This window comes from Nonomuraea sp. C10, from assembly GCF_008017515.1.
GTDB classification, from domain to species: domain Bacteria; phylum Actinomycetota; class Actinomycetes; order Streptosporangiales; family Streptosporangiaceae; genus Nonomuraea; species Nonomuraea ferruginea.
The window spans coordinates 5955525-5975099 of record NZ_VPFF01000001.1 but is presented as its reverse complement, the minus strand read 5'-3'; the positions used below and the strand labels follow the sequence as shown (position 1 = coordinate 5975099).

Genomic DNA, 19575 nt, shown 5'->3' with positions numbered 1-19575 from the left:
TTGTGGCTTGTTCACGCGGCGGGGTTCATGCGGCTGGGTTCATGTGGGGCGGGGTCATGTGGGGACGGAAGAACGGCCTGCGCGTCGTCGAGCTCGGCCTGCCCGGCGAGATGCGCACCACGCTGACCGACCTGGTGCTGGCCGGCGCCAAACGCGCGACGGCCGGGCTGCTGGAGCTCGACTACGAGCGTGAGGGCGAGGAACTGGAGCACGTGGGGGAGCGGCTCGCGCTCGTCGGCGACTCCGGGGACCAGGTGGCCACCCTGGAGGTGACCGAGGTGCGGCTGATGCCGTTCGCCGAGGTGCCCTGGGAGTTCGCCCAGGCGGAGGGCGAGGGCTTCCGGGACATCGGCCACTGGCGCGAGGCGCATCGTGACTACTGGCGCGAGGAAGGCTACGAGGTGGACGACTCGACCACGGTGGTCTGCCTGTCATTCCGCGTGGTGGGCCAGCGCTCCTCGGGCGAGACGTAGGTCCCGCGGTAGGGCACCGTGAAGACCCACCCCTGCTCGCGGAGGTGAGCGGCAACCGCTCGGGCCGTCACTTTCGCCACGCCGTAATGCCTCATCAGCCACTTCTCGCTGGGGATCGAGCGGTTCGGCCGGAGCTCTCCGTTACAGATGCGTTCGGCGATGTCCGCCGCGATCTGCCGGGAGATGGGAACGGTCCTGCGCTGCCGAGGGACGTCGGGAGGGCCGACGAAGGTGCCTTCGCCCTGCACCGTGTAGGCCAGCCCGCGATCGCGCAGTTCCCTGGCCACCCGGCGTGCGGTGGTCCTGGCAATCGCGAAGCCGGTTTCCATGGCGGCCTCGCTGGGCACCGGATCGCCGTCGCGAAGCTCCCCGCTGCGGATGCGGGCCTCGATGATGTCAGCCACCTGCGCGTATAGGGGGACAGGGCCCTCACGATCGAGCACCCGTCAAGTCTAGGCGGACCCACGACCAGTCGAATCAGTGTTCGGGCCAGGAATCCCGAGGGGACACGTAGCTGCCCCGTTGCGGGACTGTGTAGATCCATCCTTGCTCGCGGAGGAGCGCCATGGCTCTGCGTACGGTTTCGCGGGCGCACTCGTACTGCTGGAGCAGCGTGGTCTCAGCTGGGATCGGGCGCCGGGGAGCGTACCGGCCGGCTTTGATCTGGTCGACGAGATCGCCGGCGATCTGGCGGTACAGCGGTGCCTTGCGCGGCTTGCGTGGTGCTTCGTCCGGGGCGCCGACGAATGTGCCCTCGCCCTGGACCGTGTAGATGAGGCCTTCCTCGCGGAGAATGTGGATGGCCCGCCGGGCGGTGGTACGGGCGACGCCGAACTCGTGCTGGATGTCGGCCTCGCTCGGCACCGGATGGCCGGAGGTCAGACCGGAGACCCGCTGCCGGAGGATCTCCGCGATCTGCAGGTAGAGATGGGTGTCTCCATCATAGTCGAGCACGTACAGAAAGATAGGCGAAGGCGGACGAGGCCTGACATAACGCTCCACCCAGTAAGGCCAAATAAAATGTCCCTCTCCCTGAAGAAGACAACTAGACGTATAGTGCCGACATGGTGGATCCTCAATCTCGCGAGGCGCGTGTCGACTGCGTGGGCAAGCACGTCTACCAGGTGGTGGGTGGCTACGGCTCGATCGACTGGCTTCCCGCGGTGCCGCGCACCGAGCGGGTGAAGGTGCGCGACTACACGTGCGACTGCCGGCCCATCGTCTATGAGCTGTGTCAGGCGGGAGGGCTGCGGTTCATCAGGCGGATCAGCAGGCCGAACGGGCGGCTGGTGGTGGAGGAGTCGCGGTGGTCCACCTCGGCGGTCATCGACACCCTCTGGGGAGAGCTGCTGCGCGGCGAAGCCCGCTGACCTCGAACTCCCGGCAGGTGTCATCCCAGCTCCTTGCACCTGCCGGGTCCAACTCAAGGGCTACGGCGAAGAACAGATCGATCTGCTCGTTGAGCGGTGAGGGGAACCCCGTCGGCGCGAGGCGTGTACGCCGAGCTCTCCTCGTTGAGCGCGCGGGCGCGCTGCTCCTTCATCGGGCGCGCTGCCTCCTGCTTGTGGCGGTTCTCGGCGCCGGGCTGCCACCCGGCGCCGAGAACCAGAGGAGGGGACCGGAGCCCCGCGCGACACCGGACAGAAACCGCGCGGGTTGAGCCCTGCCGGCCGGTCACCTGGTGATCGGCCGACAGATTGGCTCGCTGCCGGGTGACATGCCCGTCCGGCACTCTCGTCCACGATACGGATTGCCTTCGACCGCAGTGAGAATGCCCGGCAGCGGTGAACATGGCCCCGCGCCCTCCGGTGGACACGGAACCACGCACGGGTGAAGGCCGATGACGTCCAAACGGCCGTCCCGCGAGAATGAGGATGCCATGCCTTTCCCTGGCCCGGCTGGGCTTCCGCGCTTTCATAGGGATCATGCGGTTTAGGGTCGCGAGCGACTGGTCTCCGTTGTGCGCGGAATTTCCGTGGTAAATGTGTGGGGACGCAACCGAATGTCGCCTCATACGTGGACGCGCCGCCAAGCGGAGTCCGTGACGATGAGGTGATCGAGGAACCGCAGGCCCACCGTCTCGGCGGCTTCCGCGAGGCGGCGCGTCGCCACCACGTCGGCTTCGCTGGGATCCAGCGACCCGCTCGGGTGGTTGTGCGCCAACCCGAACAGCGCACCGCCGGACCTGAGCACCGCTGCGACGATCTCGCGGACCGGGACCGTCGTATGGTCGGTGCCGCCCTCGGTCATCACCGTCCGGCGCAGCACCGCGCCGCGGACGTCGCACACGACCACCACCAGCCGCTCGTGCGCGTGCCCCCGCAACAGGGGCGCGGCCACTGCCGCCAGATCCGCCGTGCAGGTGACCCTGGCCCGCTCCGGCTCCGCGTCCGCACGCCGGATCAGATGGAACGCCGCCGCCACGCGCGCCGCCTTGGCCGGCCCCACCCCCGGCACGGCGAGCAGCCGATGCGGCTCCGACCGGACCAGAGCGTCCAGGTCTCCGCAGTGCGCGATCACCCGCGCGGCCAGATCCATCGCGCTCGCCCCCCGGAACCCGGACCCGAGCAGCACCGCCAGCAACTCCCGATCGGCCAGCGCCGCCGCCCCGCTCTCCATCAGCCGCTCCCGTGGCCGTTCGCGCCTCGGCAGATCTTTGACCCGCATGCCCCACCTCCGGGAACGGTTGTATCAACGCCTACCGACAACCTTTGACCTGCGCTTACACGGCTCATCCCGATGCCCGAAAGGCCCCCATCGCGCCTGCAGAAGGCGAGATGGACGGGTTGTTCTGCCGCTTGGCAGGCCGGCGTCAGGCGGCCTGCCGACGACGGCCGAGGTCACGTCGTCGGGGAGGGTTCTTGGGCCGGCTCCTTCTCACGCGTCTCCGCGAGGACGCCGGTCACGGTTCGTCAGTCACGTCGTCGGGGACGGTCCTGGGGCCGGCTCCTTCTCACGCGTCTCTTCGAGGACGCCGGCCATGGGTCGTACGGCGAAGTCACCAGGTCCCGAGGGCGAAGGGACGATGACTGAGGAGGCCCCCCGGAGCTTGTGGCGACTCCGGGTCCGGCGTCAGACGGGCATGCTGTAGACCATGCGGAACCGGTCGCCCGGCAGGATGATGTCGCTGGTCTCCACCGGACGGTCGCCGGCCCAGTGGGTGCGTTCGACGTGGAGGACGTGCACGCCGACCGGCAGGTCGAGGGCCTCGCTCTCGCTGGGACGAGGCGCGCGGGTGTGGATGCTCTCCACGACTTCGGTGATCTTCACGCCGTGCGCGTACATCCTCGCGACCAGGCTGCGCCGCTCCTCCTCCGAGTGGGGCGCGAACTCCAGTGGCTCGTACGCCGTCGCCAGTTGCAACGGCCGGCCGTCGCCGCGGAAGACGTAGTGGGTGCGCGTCACGGTCGTCGATTCGTCGACCCGCAGCCGTCTGGCGAGGTCGGGGCCTGCTTCTGCGGGCTCGCTGTGCCAGTCCCAGGTCACCCGCCAGCCCTGCGACTGCAGGTCCGCCGCGAAAGGGGTGGGGCGATCGAGGAACCGCCACCGGTGCAGTGGAGTGAGCTCGGATCGTTCTCTCACATAGTGGCCGGAACCGATGCGGCCGATGATGAGCCCTTCGCTGGCCAGAACACGGAGAGCGTGGCGGGCGGCGGTCTCGCCGACCTGGTACTTGCGGGTCAGCTGGGCCCGTGACGGGATGAGCGCGCCGGGAGGAAGGGTGCCGTCATGGATCTGTCGCCGGATGTCTTCGACGACACGCAAGTAGACCGGATCTGAGGTGGCCACTAGTCCATCCCTGGAGGTTCGTGTGAGGCGTTGCCCCATGTTGCCGTATTCGGCAGGTAACCGACCGTCATCGATGACTGCTGGAGCCCCAACTTTGCGATAGCGGAAAATTATCGGAGAAACCCTGTAACGCCGGTGTAAGGGGTGCCGATTCTCCGGTAGAGGTCGTCGATGTGTGTACCCCCGAGCACATATCGGCGGCCTCTTCCTATGTGGCCCTCCGAGCCACCTCTTGTCCGGGTGAGTTTGCGCAGCCGGTGGGCCGTGCGAAGCCGCCCGCCCGGGCCCGGGGTGAATGGCGCTGGCGCGGACGATCTCTCGCTGGATGTCCTGGCCAACTGCCGATTGGGTCAACCAGCACGGTCCGATCGTTGACCTCGCCTGTGACCGCGACCGATCCCCGGCTCCCGGGTGGCTGGAGACGCCGCGCCGCGGGTAAGTAGGCGTTGACGGTGAGGCCGCAGAGGCTGGGTGTGCACGGGAATGCCGGAGGACGGGGTGACAAAAGGCGGCTCCAGGCAGGCAAAACGGGGTGGCGGCGTCCAATGGATTTCGGAATCCAGGTAGCGTTCGCACTATGGCATCGCCAACAGGAACCTCCGACGCGCCCTTCGGCCGCATGCTGACCGCCATGGTCACGCCGTTCACGTCTGATGGCGCGGTCGACTACCAGGCGGCGCGGCGGCTCGCCACCTATCTGGTGGACGAGCAGCACAACGACGGCCTGATCGTCAGCGGGACGACCGGCGAATCCCCCACCACCTCCGACGAGGAGAAGGCCCGCCTGCTCAGCACGGTCCTCGAGGCCGTCGGCGACCGGGCGACCGTGGTGGCCGGGGCCGGCACCAATGACACCCGCCACAGCGTCGAGCTCGCGCGGCAGGCCGCGCGCGAAGGCGCTCACGGCCTCCTCGTGGTGACCCCGTACTACAGCAAGCCTCCCCAGGAGGGTCTGTACCGGCACTTCACCGCCGTGGCCGATGCCACGGAACTTCCGGTCATGCTCTATGACATCCCGGGGCGCAGTGGGGTGCCGATCAAGACGACGACGCTGATCAGGCTGGCTCAGCACGACCGCATCGTCGCCGTCAAGGACGCCAAGGGCGACCTCTTCGGCGGCAGCCAGGTGATGATCGCCACCGATCTCGTCTTCTACTCCGGCGACGACCTGCTCAACCTGGCCTGGCTCTCGCTCGGCGCGGCGGGCTTCGTCAGCGTGATCGGGCACGTGGTGGGCGCCCAGCTCGCCCGCATGATCCAGCTCCATCGCAACGGCGATGTCGAGCAGGCGCGCGCGATCCACCGCCAGGTGGCGCCCGTGGTCGAAGGGATCATGATGAGCGCGGGCGGCGCGATCATGACGAAGGCCGCACTGGACATGGTCGGCATGCCGGTCGGGCCCGTGCGCCTGCCGCTCGTGCCCGCGACGGAAAAGCAAATCGCCGAGCTGCGTGCTTGCCTGGTGGCCGGCGGGGTGAAGTTGGCAGATATCTAGAAACGGGGAGGAATTGCGAGTTTTGAGAACGCGATTTGACCATGGGGGCCGGGCATGAGCCATCCGCATCCTGATCTCGGCCCTCCTCCGGCGCTGCCTGAAGGCGGCCTGCGCATCGTCGCGCTGGGCGGGCTGGGTGAGATCGGCAGAAACATGGCGGTCTTCGAGTACGACGGCCGGCTGCTGATCGTCGACTGCGGGGTGCTCTTCCCCGAGCCCGAACAGCCGGGTGTCGACCTGATCCTGCCCGACTTCGACTACATCAGGGACCGGCTCGACCAGATCGAGGCCATCGTCCTGACACACGCCCACGAGGATCACATCGGGGCGGTGCCCTACCTGCTGCGCGAGCGGCGGGACATTCCCCTCGTCGGCTCCAAGCTCACCTTGGCGCTGATCGAGGCGAAGCTCACCGAACACCGGATCCAGCCGGTGAAGAACCAGGTGGTGGAGGGTGAGCGGCGCACGCTGGGGCCGTTCGACTGCGAGTTCCTGGCGGTCAACCACTCCATCCCGGATGCTCTGGCGGTGGCGATCAGGACGCCCGCCGGCATCGTGCTCCACACCGGCGACTTCCGGATGGACCAGTTGCCGAGCGACGGCAGGCTCACCGACCTGGGCGGGTTCGCCCGGCTCGGCAGCGAGGGCGTCGACCTGCTGATGTCCGACTCGACGAACGCCGAAGTGCCGGGGTTCGTCACCAGTGAGCGGGAGATCGGCCCGGTCATCGACGAGGTCATCCGTACCTCCGAGCAGCGTGTGATCGTGGCGAGCTTCGCCTCGCACGTCCACCGCATCCAGCAGGTCATCGACGCCGCGGCCAAGCACGGCCGCAAGGTCGCGCTCGTCGGCCGCTCGATGGTGCGCAACATGGGGGTCGCCCGCGACCTGGGCTACCTCAATGTGCCGCCGGACCTCGTCGTCGACTCCCGCGACATCGAACAGTGGCCGCCGCAGGACGTGGTGCTGATCTGCACCGGCTCTCAGGGCGAGCCGATGGCGGCTCTGTCGAGGATGGCGAACCGCGACCATCCCATCCGCATCACCGAGGGCGACACGGTCCTGCTCGCGTCGTCGCTGGTGCCGGGTAACGAGACCGCGGTCAACAAGGTGATCAACGGGCTCTCCCGGTGGGGCGCCCGCGTCGTGCACAAGGGCAACGCCAAGGTGCACGTCTCCGGTCACGCGGCAGCCGGCGAGCTGCTCTACGTGCTGAACCTGACCCGGCCCTCCAACTTCATGCCGGTTCACGGAGAGTGGCGGCACCTGCGGGCGCACGCCAAGCTGGCCTCGCTCACCGGCGTGCCCGAGGACCACATCGTGATCGCCGAGGACGGCGTCGTCGTCGACCTCGTCGACGGCCGCGCCAAGATCGTCGGCGCGGTGCACGCCGGTTACGTGTACGTGGACGGCTCGTCGGTCGGCGAGATCACGGACGTGTCGCTGAAGGACCGCAGGATCCTGGGCGACGAGGGGTTCATCTCCGTCGTCGTCGTGGTCGACTCGAGCACCGGCAAGCTCACCGCCGGGCCTGAGATCCACGCGCGCGGCTCGGGCATCGACCCGGCGCAGTTCGAGGAGTTCATCCCGCAGATCGAGAGGGCTCTCCAGGACAAGGCCGCCGACGGGGTGGTCGACATGCAGGAGATCCGTCGTGTGGTGCGCCGCACGGTGGGGCGCTGGGTGAGCGACACCTACCGCCGCCGCCCGATGATCATCCCTGTGGTGGTCGAGGTCTGAGCAACGCACCGGTACGGCAGGCACACCCGCCTGCCGTACCGGCGGGACGAAGGGTGTGTTGATCTTCGTGCTGAGAAGGCGTTCCCAGCCCTGACTGAAGTACATAAGGATCTTCACGTCCTGTCTCGCCACGTTAGGTGAGCTCGAGGGATGGGCCTGTGGCCGGGCAAGCTCCCCTGCAGGGCTGCCGCCAGCGGGTTCAGCGCCGCGGGTGGTACGGGTTCGCAAGTGGACAATCATCAGGTCCGCTCCGGCCTCGGCGGACGCGCGTGAGGCTGCGGCCGAGTCCCCGTCATGGTGCACCTGGCAGGAAGTCCGGCTGTTGGACGGTTCCCGCCCTGAGCTCGCGCGGCGTCGATGGGTCCCCGTTACGCATCGACACGGTGTTGATGGGGTCCGTCCTGCGTCGGCATGGTGGTGATGGGTTTTGTCCGGGGTCCGCGCGGCGTCGATGGGTCCCATCCCGTGTCGGCACGGCGTTAATCGGTTCTGTCCGGCGTCCGCGCGGCGTTGATATTTCCCGTCCCGCGTCGGTGCGGAGCCGACGGAGCATGTCATGTGCGCGGCGGAACTGCTCGATGGTGCCAATGTTGAAGTCCAGGGCTGGGCATGGCGTGTGGTGATCCGCGGTGTGCGCTTCTCGCCGTTGCTTCCGATGCCGATAGGCGGATGGGGCCGTTGCGTCGGCGCGCTCGCTGCGGGCGCCGATGAGCCGGAATCGCTCGCCGTGCATTTTGGCGGGCTCCTGTCGCAGCAGTCTGATCATCACCTGGCAGGCCTCCTTCAGACGATCGCTACGCTGCCGGCGAGCGGACCGGGCTGAGGCCTGCCCACGGCTGGCATATGGCGATGCTGTGTTGTCAGGTGTCTCGCCGTTGCAGCAGCCACAGGCCCGCGACCACGGGCAACACTGCGTAACAGGCCAGGAGAACGGCTGCCATCGGCGGCGGCAGCGAGGTGCCGTAGAGGCCCGGGGTGGTCAGGTCACCACTGATCTGGCGGGCAAGGGCGCTGATCATCACCGAGCCGAGCCACTCGTTCCACGGTCCGGGGAGGTTGCCCACGATCATGGGGATGACGTAGACGAGCCCTACCAGCAGGGTGATCCCGCCTGCGGTGGAGCGCAGGATCGCTCCCAGGCCCAGCCCCAGTAGCGCGAACACCGGCACGGTCAGACTGAGGGCGACCAGCAGCGGCAGCTTGCCGGAGAACGGCGCCTGGTAGAGGCCGGAGAAGCGATCGCCGATGACCCAGCGGCACACGAGGTGCGTGCCGAAGACCACCACCGGCCCTGTCGCCAGCCCGATCACGCCGACGACCGTCGCCTTGGCCGTCAGCACCGGCCAGCGCCGGGGGACCACGGTCAAGCTGGTCCTGATGAGCCCGGTCGCGTACTCGGAGGTCATGGCCAGCACGCCGAGGATGCCGAGGCTGAGCTGGGGAACGATCAGCACGACCTCCTCCAGCTCCGCGATGCGGGCCCTGGCTTGCTGAGCCGGAGACGCGCTGTCGTACATGCCGACCGCCATCTGCGCTATGCCGAAACCGAGCAGGACCCCGCCGAGGGCCAGCAGGATGGCGAGCCGGCTCGAACGTACGGAGTGGAGCTTGAGCCACTCGGCCGGCAGGACGTGTCTCATGGTCTGCCCGCCCGGTGTTCGGCGCTGCTCGCGGTGAGCGCGAGATAGGCGTCCTCCAGGGAGGGATGGCGAGCGGTGAGCTCCTCGACCGTGGCCTCCGCGATCAGCTTGCCCCTGCTCATGATGACGATGCGGTCGGCGGTCAGCGCCATCTCGCTCATCAGATGGCTGGAGAGCAGGATCGTCCTGCCTTGGGTGGCCAGCGAGCGCATCAGGTCGCGGATCCAGCGGACGCCGTCGGGATCGAGCCCGTTGACCGGCTCGTCGAAGATCAGCACACCGGGGTCGCCGAGCAGTGCCGCGGCGATGCCGAGGCGCTGCTTCATGCCGAGCGAGAAGCCGCCCACATGCTTGCGGGCGACGCCGTCGAGGCCGACGCGCTCCAGCAGCTCGGTCACACGCCGAGGGCCGATGCCGTTGGTGCGGGCCAGGCAGAGGAGATGGTCGCGGGCGCTCCGGCCTCCGTGGACGGCGCCGGCGTCGAGCAGGGCGCCGACCTCGCGCATGGGTGTGAGGAAAGTGGTGTAACGCTTGCCGTTGACCAGCACCTCGCCCGAGGTGGGGGCATCGAGGCCGAGGATCAGCCGCATGGTCGTCGACTTGCCTGCGCCGTTGGGGCCGAGGAAGCCGGTGACGTGCCCTGGGCGCGCGGTGAACGACAGGTCGTCGACGGCGAGCGTCGAGCCGTAGCGTTTCGTGAGGTGCTTGAGTTCGATCACGCCGTAAAGGGTGCGGCACGGAGGGGTTTCGTCACATCGGACCACGGTCCGAACCTCAAAGTCAGACCCTGGTCTGACGTGCGGAATCGAGGTCTAGGGCTACCGTCGTTCGCGTGAACGAGTCGCACCGCCTCTTCGTCGGGCCGCTGGGGCGCTACCAGCTGATGGCGCTGGATCTGGTCGCCGCGCTGGCCTTCGTGTTGGTCGCCCTGACGGCGACGGTCAACGCCGCGGGGATCCCGCCGTGGGCCAGGCTGGCCATCCCGCTGGGTCTGGGGCTGCCGTTGGCCCTGAGGAGAGTGTGGCCGCTGCCGGTCTTCCTCTTCACGTTGGTGCTGGCCGTCACGGCGGTGGTGAGCGGGGCGTTCAGCTTCGCGTACGTGTCGCCGGCTTACGCGCTCTACCTGGTGGCGGTGGCGGAAGACCGCGGCAGTTGGCTGCCCACCTCGACGATCGGGGTGCTCGCCCTGCTGACCGGGGTCGGGCTGGTGATGGTGGGCGGCGTGCCTCCCCCTGAGGGGCCCGCATGGCTGCTGGGCGTCGACGAGGCGTTGTTCGGCATCGCCGCGCTCGGCGGCGCCTGGACGGTCGGCCGAGCCGTGCGCGAACGGCGGATGTACGCGACGCGCCATGCCGAGCGCCTGGCCGAGCAGGCTGTGGCCGAGGAGCGGTTGCGCATCGCCCGGGAGTTGCACGACGTGGTGACGCACAACGTGGGGCTGATCGCGGTCAAGGCGGGAGTGGCCAACCACGTCCTCGCCACGAAGCCGGAGGAGGCTCACGACGCGCTGCGGGTGATCGAGAGCGCCAGCAGGAACGCGCTGGTCGAGATGCGCCACCTGCTGGGGGTGCTGCGTTCTTCGGAGAGCCCGGCCCGCGGTCCTGCGCCGGGGCTCCGCGGGTTGGCTGGTCTGGCCGAGCAGGCCCGACAGGCTGGAGTGGACGTGGAGCTCGACGTCAGCATGGCGCGAGGTCAAGGTGGTCCGGAGATGCGGGAGAGTGCGACGGGCGGCATGTTCCGCGAGGCGCAGCAGACGAGGGCTGGCGAGACGTCGGGTCTGGCGGCGGGTCAGGCGGAGAGCGGGACAGGCCTCAGCACGCAGAGTGGATCAAGCTCCACGAGGAAAAGTGGATCAAGCTTCGGTACGCAGGATGATTCGAGCTTCGCTACGCAGGGTGTTTCGAGCTTCGGTACGCGGGATGGTTCGAGTTTCGCTACTCAGGATGGAGCAAGTTTCACGAAAGAGAGCGGATCAAGATTCACCACGCAGGGTGGATCACGTTTCACTACGGAGGGCGGATCACGCATCACTGCGCAGGGCCAATCGGGTCCTGCGGCGGCAAGTGGATCAGGTGCCAGAACGGAAAGTCGAGCGGGTCTCGCGGTGGAGGAAGGAGATGACGGAGCGTCGCCGCGGGACATGCCTTCTGGGGAGGAGGCGTCCGTGTACGGGAGGAGGTCCATGACGGGCAGGCAGTCCGCCGAGAAGGTGGGGGTTGCGGAGGGGGGAACACCAGCTCAGCCTGTGTGCGGAAGGCTGCCTGAAGGGGTGGAGCTTTCCGTGTACCGGATCGTTCAGGAGGCGCTCACCAACGTGGTCAAGCATGCCGCGCCTGCGCGGTGCCGGGTGTCGGTGGTCGACGATGGGCGGGCGGTGCGGATCGAGGTCACCGACGACGGGCCCGGTCATCGCACGATGACCGGCAGGGGGCCTGGTCACGGGCTGATCGGGATGCGGGAGCGGGTCATGATGTACGGCGGGACGTTCGAGGCGGGCGGAATGATCGGTCAAGGCTTCCGGGTCTCGGCCAGCCTCCCCTACGGGAGTGATTCATGATCCGGGTGCTGATCGCTGATGATCAGGCGCTGCTCCGGGGCAGCTTCAAGGTGCTGGTGGACTCCGAGCCCGATCTGGAGGTGGTGGGGGAGGCGTCGACGGGTGTGGAGGCCGTGGCCGTGACCGAGCGGGAGCGGCCCGACGTCGTGCTCATGGACGTGCGTATGCCCGAGATGGACGGCATCGAGGCGACAAGACTGATCGGGAAGGGCTCGCGGGTCCTCATCGTGACCATGTTCGACCTGGACGCGTACGTGTACGACGCGCTGCGGGCTGGGGCGAGCGGGTTCCTGCTCAAGGACACGCCACCGGCTGACCTGCTCGCCGCGATCAGGGTGGTGGCCAGAGGAGAGGCGCTGCTGGCTCCGACGGTCACGCGGCGGCTGATCGAGGAGTTCGCGCGGACGCCCGCGACGCCTCAGGTGCGTGGGCTGGAGGGGGTGACCGAGCGGGAACGGGAGGTGCTGACTCTGATCGCCCGCGGGCTGTCCAATGTGGAGATCACTCGGCACTTGCAGCTCAGTCTGGCGACGGTCAAAACCCATATCACTCGGTTACTGGCCAAACTCGATGCTCGTGACCGGGCGCAGCTGGTGATCGTGGCATACGAGAGCGGGCTGGTCTCGGTACCTCGGTGACGGCCGTGGCCTCCGTGTGACGGCCGTGGCCTTCGTATGACGGCCTTGGTGGGGCTTGCCGCCGCGATGTCGTCCGTTCCTGACGGTCGGCTATGGAGCTTGACGAGGGGGATGAGGTGGAGGCGTGTCGGGATGCGTTGGAAACTCAGCGGCCTGCCATCGGGTGTGGGCTCCGCCGAAAGGGCCGTGGTGATGGGCTACTGCTTGGAGGAGCCAATGGGCGGTGTCCTCGGCTTGGCGGATGATCTCGCTCGGGTAGCCGAGTGTCAGCTGGTGTTCGGCAAACTCGTCCTCGTCGTCGAGGAAGAGGCGGCCGTCGCGCATCCTGACGACATCCAGGTCCAGGTCGAGCATGGTGACCTGGCCGTCACGCCATTCGGGGACGGTGGTGACGTCGACGTACACCTCGATGCGGTGGGGCGGTGAGTTGAACGTGGCGGTCCACCAGGATGAGCGTGGGAAGAGCATCAGGGAGTCGTGGGGCCAGGTGACCTTCGGGCCTTCGCCTTTGCGGGCGACGGTTCCGCTGGGCACCGCGACCCAGGAGCCGTGTTCGTCCTCGCCGAGGAGCGTGCCGGGGTGATGCCAGTGCAACGCGCCGCCGTACTTCCTGTAGACGATCTCGATGTCACCCAACGCCCGTGCCTTTCCGCCGGATTCGGCGTTTTTGAGGGGGTTCGTGGTGGTGTCGGCTTTCGTACCAGGGGAGATGGGCAGGGTGCGGCGGCCGGTGTCGGGACGCCTGCTGATGCTTACGTGCTCATGATGCCAAAGCAGTCTGTGAGCGGACGAGACCCGGGATGGTCTTTCACGGGTCGGCAGGGGGATGCCGCGGCAGTGGGGCGTGGAGGTGCGACACCCAGCGGCGCCGTGCTCACGGGTGTCGCGTTCCGCTGGGTGTCGTGTCTCGGCTGGCGTCGGCTCCGTTGGGTGACGTGCTTCGGCTGGCGTCGGCTCCGTTGCGTGCCGTGACTCCACTTGGTGTCGCGCCTCCTCCAGGCGGGACCTCGCTCCGAGTGGGACCCTGCTCCGAATGGGGCCTTGCTTCGGGTGGGGCCGCGCTTCACATCCGATCGTGGTCCACATCCGATCGTGGTCCACATCCGACCCTGCTCCACGCGGACTCTGCTCCGGTGTGATGGGTGCGGGCGCTTCGCGTCGCGAGTCGTCGCTGCCGGGTGTGGTGGATGCTGGGCGGGTCGGGCTATAGGCGGGTCAGTTCGAGGGCTTGGGCCATGGCGGTCAGACGTTGTGGGCTTGCCAAGCCTGCGTGGTACAGGTGGAACTCCGACGCGCCTGCCTTGGCGTAGGCGGTGAGGAGTTCGGCCAGTGTCTCCGGGTGGGCGGGGTGCGGGGGGAGGGCCAGGACGTACGCGCCGACCCGTTGGCCGGGGGTGCGCAGTTCGGTGAGGCGGGAGAGGCGGGCGGCGTCCGTGGCAGGGTTGCCCCAGCAGTTGCCCACCAGGACGTCGGCGCCCGGGTCGCCGGTGGGGAGGGCGGCGAAGGGGCCCGTCGCCCAAGGGTCGGGGTTGGCGTGCAAGGTGATCGGGATGTCAGGGGCGATCTCGCGGGCGGCGGTGATCAGGCGGTGGCGGAGGGAGGCCGAGAGCTCCACGCGGACGGCCCGTACCTCGTCCGCGAGCGGGCCGAGGGCTGCGTCCACGAGGCTCTTCGGGGCGTCGTGGGGCGGCGGTTCGGTGGGGGTGCCGCCGGCGGTGCGGGCGTGGGTTCGGGTGTCGGTGGGCGTGTGGAGGGCGGTGCTGACGTGCGCTTGGGTGTCGAGGGCGGTGGGCGTGTGGAGGGCGGTGCTGACGTGCGCTTGGGTGTCGAGGGCGGTGGGCGTGTGGAGGGCGGTGCCGGCGTGCGCTTGGGTGTCGAGGGCGGCGGCGTGGGGTCGGGTGTCCGTGTCGAGGGAGGTGCGGACCTCGGTTGATGTGTCGGTGTCGATGGCGTTGCGGACTCGGGTCCTGGTGTCGGTGGGGTAGCGGGGGGCGCAGGAGGCGCAGAAGCAGAGGGACATCAGGTCCGGGTCGTAGCCGGCGCCCGAGGTCTTCTCGTGGACGCCCTGGTGGGCGAAGCCCATGGGGCCGCAGCCCTCCAGGATGAGGCCGTCGGGGCGGCCCGCCACCAGCACCTCGCGCACCAGCCGTTCGCAGTACTCGGCGACGTCGGGGGCCGACGGGCAGAGCGCGTACGGGTAAGGGTCTCCGAAGGCGTTGCGTACGACGAGGTGGGGGAAGGCAGTGCCGAGTTGGGCGTTGTGGGTGAGCACGGTCCAGGCGTGCACGCGCAGGCCGGCCGCGCGCAGGGCCGACTGGGCCAGGAGGTACGCGTCGGGGGTGGTCCAGGTGGGGGTGGCGGGGGTGAGCCGGCCCCAGGCTTCGGGACGTACGGGAAGGTAGAAGGCGGAGTGGGGGACGTCGAGGACGCGGTGCGCGGGGTGGAAGGGGGTGGCCGCGCGGGTGGAGTGGTAGGAGGCGGCGAGGGCGACGGTCGTCACGCCGAGTGCGGCGATGCGCTCGGCGGCGGCGGGGTCCCCGACGACGTCCCAGGGGTAGACGTAGGCGACGTTCACCACCGCGGCCTCCTCGCGGTGAAGTCGGGCTGGAAGCGCCGCATGTACGTGGTGTCGTCGCGGGCGGTGACGCCGCACTTCCGATACTGCTCGTGCATGACGGCCAGCGCGTCGCGGTCGAGTTCGACGCCCAGACCGGTGCCGGAGGGCACCGGGACGGCGCCGCCTTCGAAGCGCAGCGCGCCGGGCGCGACCACGTCCTGGCCGTCCTGCCAGGGGGTGTGCGTGTCGCAGGCGTGGGTGAGGTTGGGGGTGGCGGCGGCCAGGTGGGTCATGGCGGCGAGACTGATGCCGAGATGGGAGTTGGAGTGCATCGACAGTTCGAGCCCGAAGGTGCCGCAGAGCGTGGCGACCTGGGCCGAGCGCTGCAGGCCGCCCCAGTAATGGTGGTCGAGCAGGAGCACGCCGATGGCGCCGGCGGCGATGGCCTCGGGCAGGTGCTCCGGGGTGACGACGCACATGTTGGTGGCCAGCGGCATCGGCACCCTGGCCGCGACCTCCGCCATGCCGGGGATGTCCGGCGTGGGGTCCTCCAGATACTCCAGCGTGCCCTCCAACTCCCGGCCCACCCGGACGGAGGTGTCGACGCTCCAGGCGGCGTTCGGGTCCAGGCGCAACGGCACGCCGGGGAACGCCTCGTGCAGCGCCCTGATCGCCTCGATCTCCTCGTCGGGCGGGAAGACGCCGCCCTTGAGCTTGATCGAGGTGAAGCCGTGCTCCTTGATGAACAGCGCCGCCTGCTCGACGATCCCGGCCGGGTCGAGCGCCTCGCCGAACCTGTCCGGCTCCTGGCCGGGGTGACCCGCCCACTTGTAGAAGAGATAGGCGCTGTACGGGACGGCGTCGCGGACCCGGCCCCCGAGCAGGTCGACCACGGGGACCCCGGCGGCCTTGCCGCGGATGTCCAGGCAGGCCACCTCGAACGGGGAGAAGACCCGGTCGATGCTCTTCTCCTTGGTGGCCACGCCGGTCAGCCCGTGCAGGTCGCTGACGGCGTCGCCGACGGTGGCCGCGACGCGCGCGTACATCTGGTTGGTGTGGTGCACGTCCAGGCCGACCAGCGCCTGCGCGCACTCGCGTACCTTGGACAGGTGTCCCAGGTCGCCGTACGTCTCGCCGAGACCGGTCAGGCCCTCGTCGGTCACCAGCTCGACGATCGTGCGCAGCGCCCAGGGTTCGTGCACTCCGGCGGCGTTCAGGAGGGGCGGATCCTTGAAGGCGACGGGGGTGACGTGGATCTGCCTGATGATCATGTGATCGCCGTCCATGTATGTGAACAGGGGCCAGGTTTGTGGACAGAATGCGGCAACTGTAAGAATCGAGCTGAGAAGGTGTCAAGACTCCGAAGGGCCATTCGATGATCTACGGATACGACCCCAGGACCGGTGAGCCCGTGGGCGCCGGCGTGGCCGAGACCGACCGAGCCGGGGTCGACCTGGTGGTCTCCGCCGCCGTGGCAGCGGGCCAGGCGTGGCGGGCGACCCCGGCGGAAGACCGCGCGGTGGTGCTGGAGGCCGTCGCGGACGCGCTGGACGCGCACGCCGACGAGCTGTGGCGGCTCGCCGACGAGGAGACGGCGCTCGGCGAGGCACGGCTGCGCGGCGAGGTGGGCCGCACCACGGGCCAGTTCAGGTTCTTCGCCCGGGTGATCAGGGACGGCGGCTACCTCGACGCGATCATCGATCACGCCGAGCCGCCGCGGCCGGACGTGCGGCGCGTGAAGCGGCCGCTGCCCGGCGTGGTGGCGGTGTTCGCGGCCAGCAACTTCCCCTTCGCGTTCTCGGTGGCCGGCGGCGACACCGCCTCCGCGCTGGCCGCCGGCTGCCCGGTGGTGGTCAAGGCGCATCCCGGTCATCCCGGCACCTCGGAGCGGGTGGCCAAGCTGGTACGCGACGCGCTCCCGTACCCTGACCTGCTGGGTCTGGTGCACGGCCTCGACGCCGGCGCCGACCTGGTGCGGCACCCGGCGGTGGTCGCGGCGGGGTTCACCGGGTCCGTCGCGGGGGGCAAGGCGATCCAGCGGCTCATCGACGAGCGCGAGGTGCCGATCCCGTTCTTCGGCGAGCTGGGCAGTGTGAACCCCGTCGTGGTGCTGCCGTCGGCGTCCGCGCAGCAGGTCGCCACCGGCTTCGCCGCCTCGCTGACCCAGGGGGTGGGGCAGTTCTGCACCAACCCGGGGCTGATGTTCGTGCCCGAGGGCGACGAGCTGCGCAAGGCGCTGGCCGAGGCCGTCGAGGGCACCAGCGGCGGGCCGATGCTGGCCGAGCGGATCCGCGAGGGTTACCTGGGCGGTCTGGACCGGCTCGGGCAGCTGGAGCTGCTGGCCGAGGGCTCGCCGGGGGAGGGCGGGTGGTCGGTGACGCCCAAGGTGTTCACCACCGATCTCGACACCTTCGCCGAGAAGCTGCCCGGCATCGGTGAGGAGTGCTTCGGGCCCGCCTCGATCGTGGTCACCTACCGTGAGGTCGGCGACCTGCCGCCGGTGCTGGAACGGCTGGAGGGCTCGCTCACCGCCACCGTGCACGCCGCCGACGCCGGTGAGGCGGAGCCGCTGGTCGACGTGCTCGGCCGGAAGGCCGGGCGGCTGATCTGGAACGGCTGGCCCACCGGCGTGGCCGTCACCTGGGCCATGCATCACGGCGGCCCCTGGCCGGCCACGACAACGGCGACCACCTCGGTCGGCGCCACGGCCATCGACCGCTGGCTGGAGCCCACGGCCTACCAGGACTGGCCCGAGGCGCTGCTGCCTGACGAGCTGAAGGACGACAACCCCCTGGGAATCCCCCGCCGCGTGGACGGCGTACTCGGACGGTAGAACGGCGGCCCAGGTGGGCGCCGCGGTCGCCGGGAGGCGCGGTCCTCCCGGCGGCCCCGGGTGTGCGACGTGTCCGCCGGTCAGGAGCCGGCTACCCCCACCGCGGGAGGGCATGACCCTCCCGCGGTGGGGGACGGGTCAGGCGCCGATGATCTCCATGCCGGCGGCGATGATCTTCTCCAGTTCCGCCACGTGCTCCGGTGCGGGATCGACCAGGGGCGGCCGTACCCCGCCCACGTCCAGCCCGCGCAGCCGTACGCCGGCCTTGACCAGCGAGACCGCGTACCCCGGGACCTGGTCGCGCAGCTCCACCAAGGGCTTGTAGAAGCCCGTCAGCAGGCGGCGGGTCAGCTCCTCGTCGCCGGAGGTGATCGCCCGGTAGAAGGCCAGCGCGACCTCCGGGGCGAACGCGAAGGCGGCGCTGGAGTAGAGGTTCACCCCCAGCCCTCGGTAGGCGGGCACGGTCAGCTCGGCCGTCGGCAGCCCGTTGAAGAACGTGAAGTCCGGCCCCGCCGACTCGCGCACGGTCAGCATGATGCGCTGGAGCAGGTCGAGGTCGCCCAGCCCGTCCTTGAACCCGATCACCTCCGGCATCCGCGCCAGCTCGGCGACGGCGGCGGGGGAGAAGCGGGCGTTGTTGCGCTGGTAGATGATGACGGGCAGCCCGCCCGCCAGGGCGACGTCGCGCACGTAGTCGACCAGGCCTTCCGGCGGCGCGCTGACCAGGTACGGGGGCATGATGAGCAGCCCGTCGGCGCCCTCCGCTGCGGCCGTGCGGGCCAGCGTCCTGGCTTCGGGAAGTGTGCCGCCCGCGCCCGCGAAGACCGGCACCCGCCCGCCCGCGGCGGCCACGGACGCCCGCACCGTGGTGGTGTAGTCGCCGGGGCCGAGGGCGTTGAACTCACCCGTCCCGCACGCGGTGAACACCCCTCCCGCTCCCGCCGTGACTCCGGCGTCGACGTGCCGGCCGAGCGTCTCCCCGGCCACCTCGCCGTCGGGACCGAACGGGGTCACCGGGAAGAACAGAACGCCTTCTAGCCGCATCAGCGCCTCCTTTTACCGGATGCCCTCTCGCCGGAGAGTGGCAGCCAGCTTGTGGGTGTGTGTGATCACCGCTTCGATGACCCGCTCGATCTGGGCGGGCGGCAGGTCTGCCGGCATCGAGCAGCTGATCGCGTCGGTGGCCGGGATCCGGTAGTCGACCGTGACGGCCACGCAGGCCACGCCCGACGTGCCCTGCTCGCGTTCGTACGCCCAGCCCCGGGTGCGGACCTGGTCGAGCTCGCCGGTCAGCTTGCCCAGGTCGGTGATCGTGTGGTCGGTGATGCCGGGCAGCGGGTCGGGGAGCAGGGCCTTGACCTCGTCGTCGGTGAGCTGGGCGAGCAGCACCTGGCCGAGCGCGGTCACGTGGGCGGGCAGCCGCCTGCCCACCCGGGGGATGATGTGGTGGGCGTCGCGGGATTCGCGGGTGGCCAGATAGAGGACGTGCGCCTCGTCCCTGCGGGCGAAGTGGGCGGTCTGCCCGGTCTCCTCCCTGAGGTCCTCCAGCGTCGCCTGGGCGAACGGCAGCGCCGGGTCCTTGTCCAGATAGGCGGTCCCGGTCAGCAGCGCGTGCGGGCCGATGCCGAAGGCCGACCGGGCGGCGTCGGTCTCCACCCAGTTGAGCTCCACCAGCGTGCGCATCAGCGCGTGCAGGCTGCTGCGCGGGAACCCGGTGAGCTGTTGCACCTCCGACAGCGTCAGCGTGCCCGGGGCGGCGGCGAGGGCCTCCAGGATGCGTACGGTCCGCTCGGCGGACTTGACCAGCTGCGGCTCCATGATCGTCCCATCTCGACTGCGACTTATGGGTGTCA

At 69.5% G+C, this 19575-nt stretch carries 19 protein-coding genes; 8 read left to right on the top strand and 11 right to left on the bottom strand.

All coding sequences use genetic code 11. The features are described 5' to 3' along the window. The first annotated feature begins 56 nt into the window (after nucleotides 1-56). The gene (locus FR742_RS27350; protein ID WP_148033595.1) at nucleotides 57-473 is read left to right on the top strand and encodes an ASCH domain-containing protein; all 417 of its coding nucleotides are present in this window, start codon (nucleotides 57-59) and stop codon (nucleotides 471-473) included. Here FR742_RS27350 and FR742_RS27345 read toward each other — a convergent pair. Then, a complete protein-coding gene (locus tag FR742_RS27345; protein ID WP_148033594.1) occupies nucleotides 395-916 on the bottom strand; it encodes a GntR family transcriptional regulator in 522 nt (173 codons plus the stop codon). The two genes, FR742_RS27350 and FR742_RS27345, sit on opposite strands and share 79 nt — an antisense overlap. A gap of 34 nt (nucleotides 917-950) precedes the next feature. Further along, nucleotides 951-1427, bottom strand: a complete 477-nt coding sequence (locus tag FR742_RS27340) for a GntR family transcriptional regulator (RefSeq protein ID WP_148033593.1) — start codon at nucleotides 1425-1427, stop codon at nucleotides 951-953. Between the two features lie 110 nt (nucleotides 1428-1537). On the opposite strand from FR742_RS27340, the gene FR742_RS27335 reads away from it, so the two are divergent. After that, the gene (locus tag FR742_RS27335) at nucleotides 1538-1843 is read left to right on the top strand and encodes a hypothetical protein (protein WP_148033592.1); all 306 of its coding nucleotides are present in this window, start codon (nucleotides 1538-1540) and stop codon (nucleotides 1841-1843) included. Between the two features lie 640 nt (nucleotides 1844-2483). Here the strand turns inward: FR742_RS27335 and FR742_RS27330 are convergent. Next, entirely contained in the window at nucleotides 2484-3140 is a 657-nt protein-coding gene (locus FR742_RS27330; protein ID WP_148033591.1) for a RadC family protein, read from the bottom strand. Between the two features lie 405 nt (nucleotides 3141-3545). Next, the gene (locus tag FR742_RS27325; protein WP_148033590.1) at nucleotides 3546-4262 is read right to left on the bottom strand and encodes a GntR family transcriptional regulator; all 717 of its coding nucleotides are present in this window, start codon (nucleotides 4260-4262) and stop codon (nucleotides 3546-3548) included. Between the two features lie 577 nt (nucleotides 4263-4839). Here FR742_RS27325 and dapA point away from each other — a divergent pair. The 3 genes from dapA (at nucleotide 4840) to FR742_RS27310 (ending at nucleotide 8320) form a co-directional block, all read left to right on the top strand. After that, a complete protein-coding gene (dapA, locus tag FR742_RS27320; RefSeq protein WP_148033589.1) occupies nucleotides 4840-5757 on the top strand; it encodes a 4-hydroxy-tetrahydrodipicolinate synthase in 918 nt (305 codons plus the stop codon). A 54-nt stretch (nucleotides 5758-5811) separates the two neighbouring features. Next, nucleotides 5812-7497, top strand: coding sequence for a ribonuclease J (locus tag FR742_RS27315; RefSeq protein ID WP_148033588.1), 1686 nt, complete (start codon nucleotides 5812-5814; stop codon nucleotides 7495-7497). Between the two features lie 556 nt (nucleotides 7498-8053). Next, the gene (locus FR742_RS27310; protein WP_148033587.1) at nucleotides 8054-8320 is read left to right on the top strand and encodes a hypothetical protein; all 267 of its coding nucleotides are present in this window, start codon (nucleotides 8054-8056) and stop codon (nucleotides 8318-8320) included. A gap of 37 nt (nucleotides 8321-8357) precedes the next feature. Here FR742_RS27310 and FR742_RS27305 read toward each other — a convergent pair whose 3' ends face one another. Continuing rightward, complete coding sequence (locus FR742_RS27305; protein ID WP_148033586.1) at nucleotides 8358-9137, bottom strand: ABC transporter permease subunit; 780 nt, start codon at nucleotides 9135-9137, stop codon at nucleotides 8358-8360. Continuing rightward, on the bottom strand, nucleotides 9134-9856 hold the full coding sequence (locus FR742_RS27300; RefSeq protein ID WP_148033585.1) for an ABC transporter ATP-binding protein: 723 nt from the start codon (nucleotides 9854-9856) through the stop codon (nucleotides 9134-9136). Before FR742_RS27300 ends, FR742_RS27305 begins: the two co-directional genes overlap by 4 nt. 164 nt (nucleotides 9857-10020) lie before the next feature. Between FR742_RS27300 and FR742_RS46020 the strand changes: the two genes are divergently transcribed. Then, on the top strand, nucleotides 10021-11694 hold the full coding sequence (locus tag FR742_RS46020) for a sensor histidine kinase (RefSeq protein ID WP_148033584.1): 1674 nt from the start codon (nucleotides 10021-10023) through the stop codon (nucleotides 11692-11694). Next, a complete protein-coding gene (locus tag FR742_RS27290) occupies nucleotides 11691-12332 on the top strand; it encodes a response regulator transcription factor (RefSeq protein ID WP_148033583.1) in 642 nt (213 codons plus the stop codon). The genes FR742_RS46020 and FR742_RS27290 overlap by 4 nt, the downstream gene beginning before the upstream one ends. A 90-nt stretch (nucleotides 12333-12422) precedes the next feature. On the opposite strand, the gene FR742_RS46015 is transcribed toward FR742_RS27290, so the two are convergent. From FR742_RS46015 to FR742_RS27275, 3 genes are all read right to left on the bottom strand, one after another. Beyond that, nucleotides 12423-12968 (bottom strand): YgaC family protein, encoded by a 546-nt coding sequence (locus tag FR742_RS46015; RefSeq protein WP_261808765.1) that lies wholly within the window; start codon nucleotides 12966-12968, stop codon nucleotides 12423-12425. Nucleotides 12969-13536: 568 nt separating this feature from the next. Continuing rightward, nucleotides 13537-14910 carry a hypothetical protein gene (locus tag FR742_RS44760; RefSeq protein ID WP_187281330.1) on the bottom strand — a complete coding sequence of 458 codons (1374 nt, stop codon included), beginning with the start codon at nucleotides 14908-14910 and terminating at the stop codon, nucleotides 13537-13539. Then, nucleotides 14904-16160 (bottom strand): glucarate dehydratase family protein, encoded by a 1257-nt coding sequence (locus FR742_RS27275; protein WP_148033581.1) that lies wholly within the window; start codon nucleotides 16158-16160, stop codon nucleotides 14904-14906. Before FR742_RS27275 ends, FR742_RS44760 begins: the two co-directional genes overlap by 7 nt. A 104-nt stretch (nucleotides 16161-16264) precedes the next feature. On the opposite strand from FR742_RS27275, the gene FR742_RS27270 reads away from it, so the two are divergent. Then, entirely contained in the window at nucleotides 16265-17722 is a 1458-nt protein-coding gene (locus FR742_RS27270) for an aldehyde dehydrogenase (NADP(+)) (RefSeq protein WP_148033580.1), read from the top strand. Between the two features lie 138 nt (nucleotides 17723-17860). Here the strand turns inward: FR742_RS27270 and FR742_RS27265 are convergent, their stop codons facing one another. Together FR742_RS27265 and FR742_RS27260 are read right to left on the bottom strand one after the other, a co-directional pair. Further along, nucleotides 17861-18766, bottom strand: coding sequence for a 5-dehydro-4-deoxyglucarate dehydratase (locus FR742_RS27265; protein ID WP_148033579.1), 906 nt, complete (start codon nucleotides 18764-18766; stop codon nucleotides 17861-17863). A 12-nt stretch (nucleotides 18767-18778) separates the two neighbouring features. Beyond that, complete coding sequence (locus FR742_RS27260; protein ID WP_148033578.1) at nucleotides 18779-19540, bottom strand: IclR family transcriptional regulator; 762 nt, start codon at nucleotides 19538-19540, stop codon at nucleotides 18779-18781. Between the last annotated feature and the right edge of the window lie 35 nt (nucleotides 19541-19575).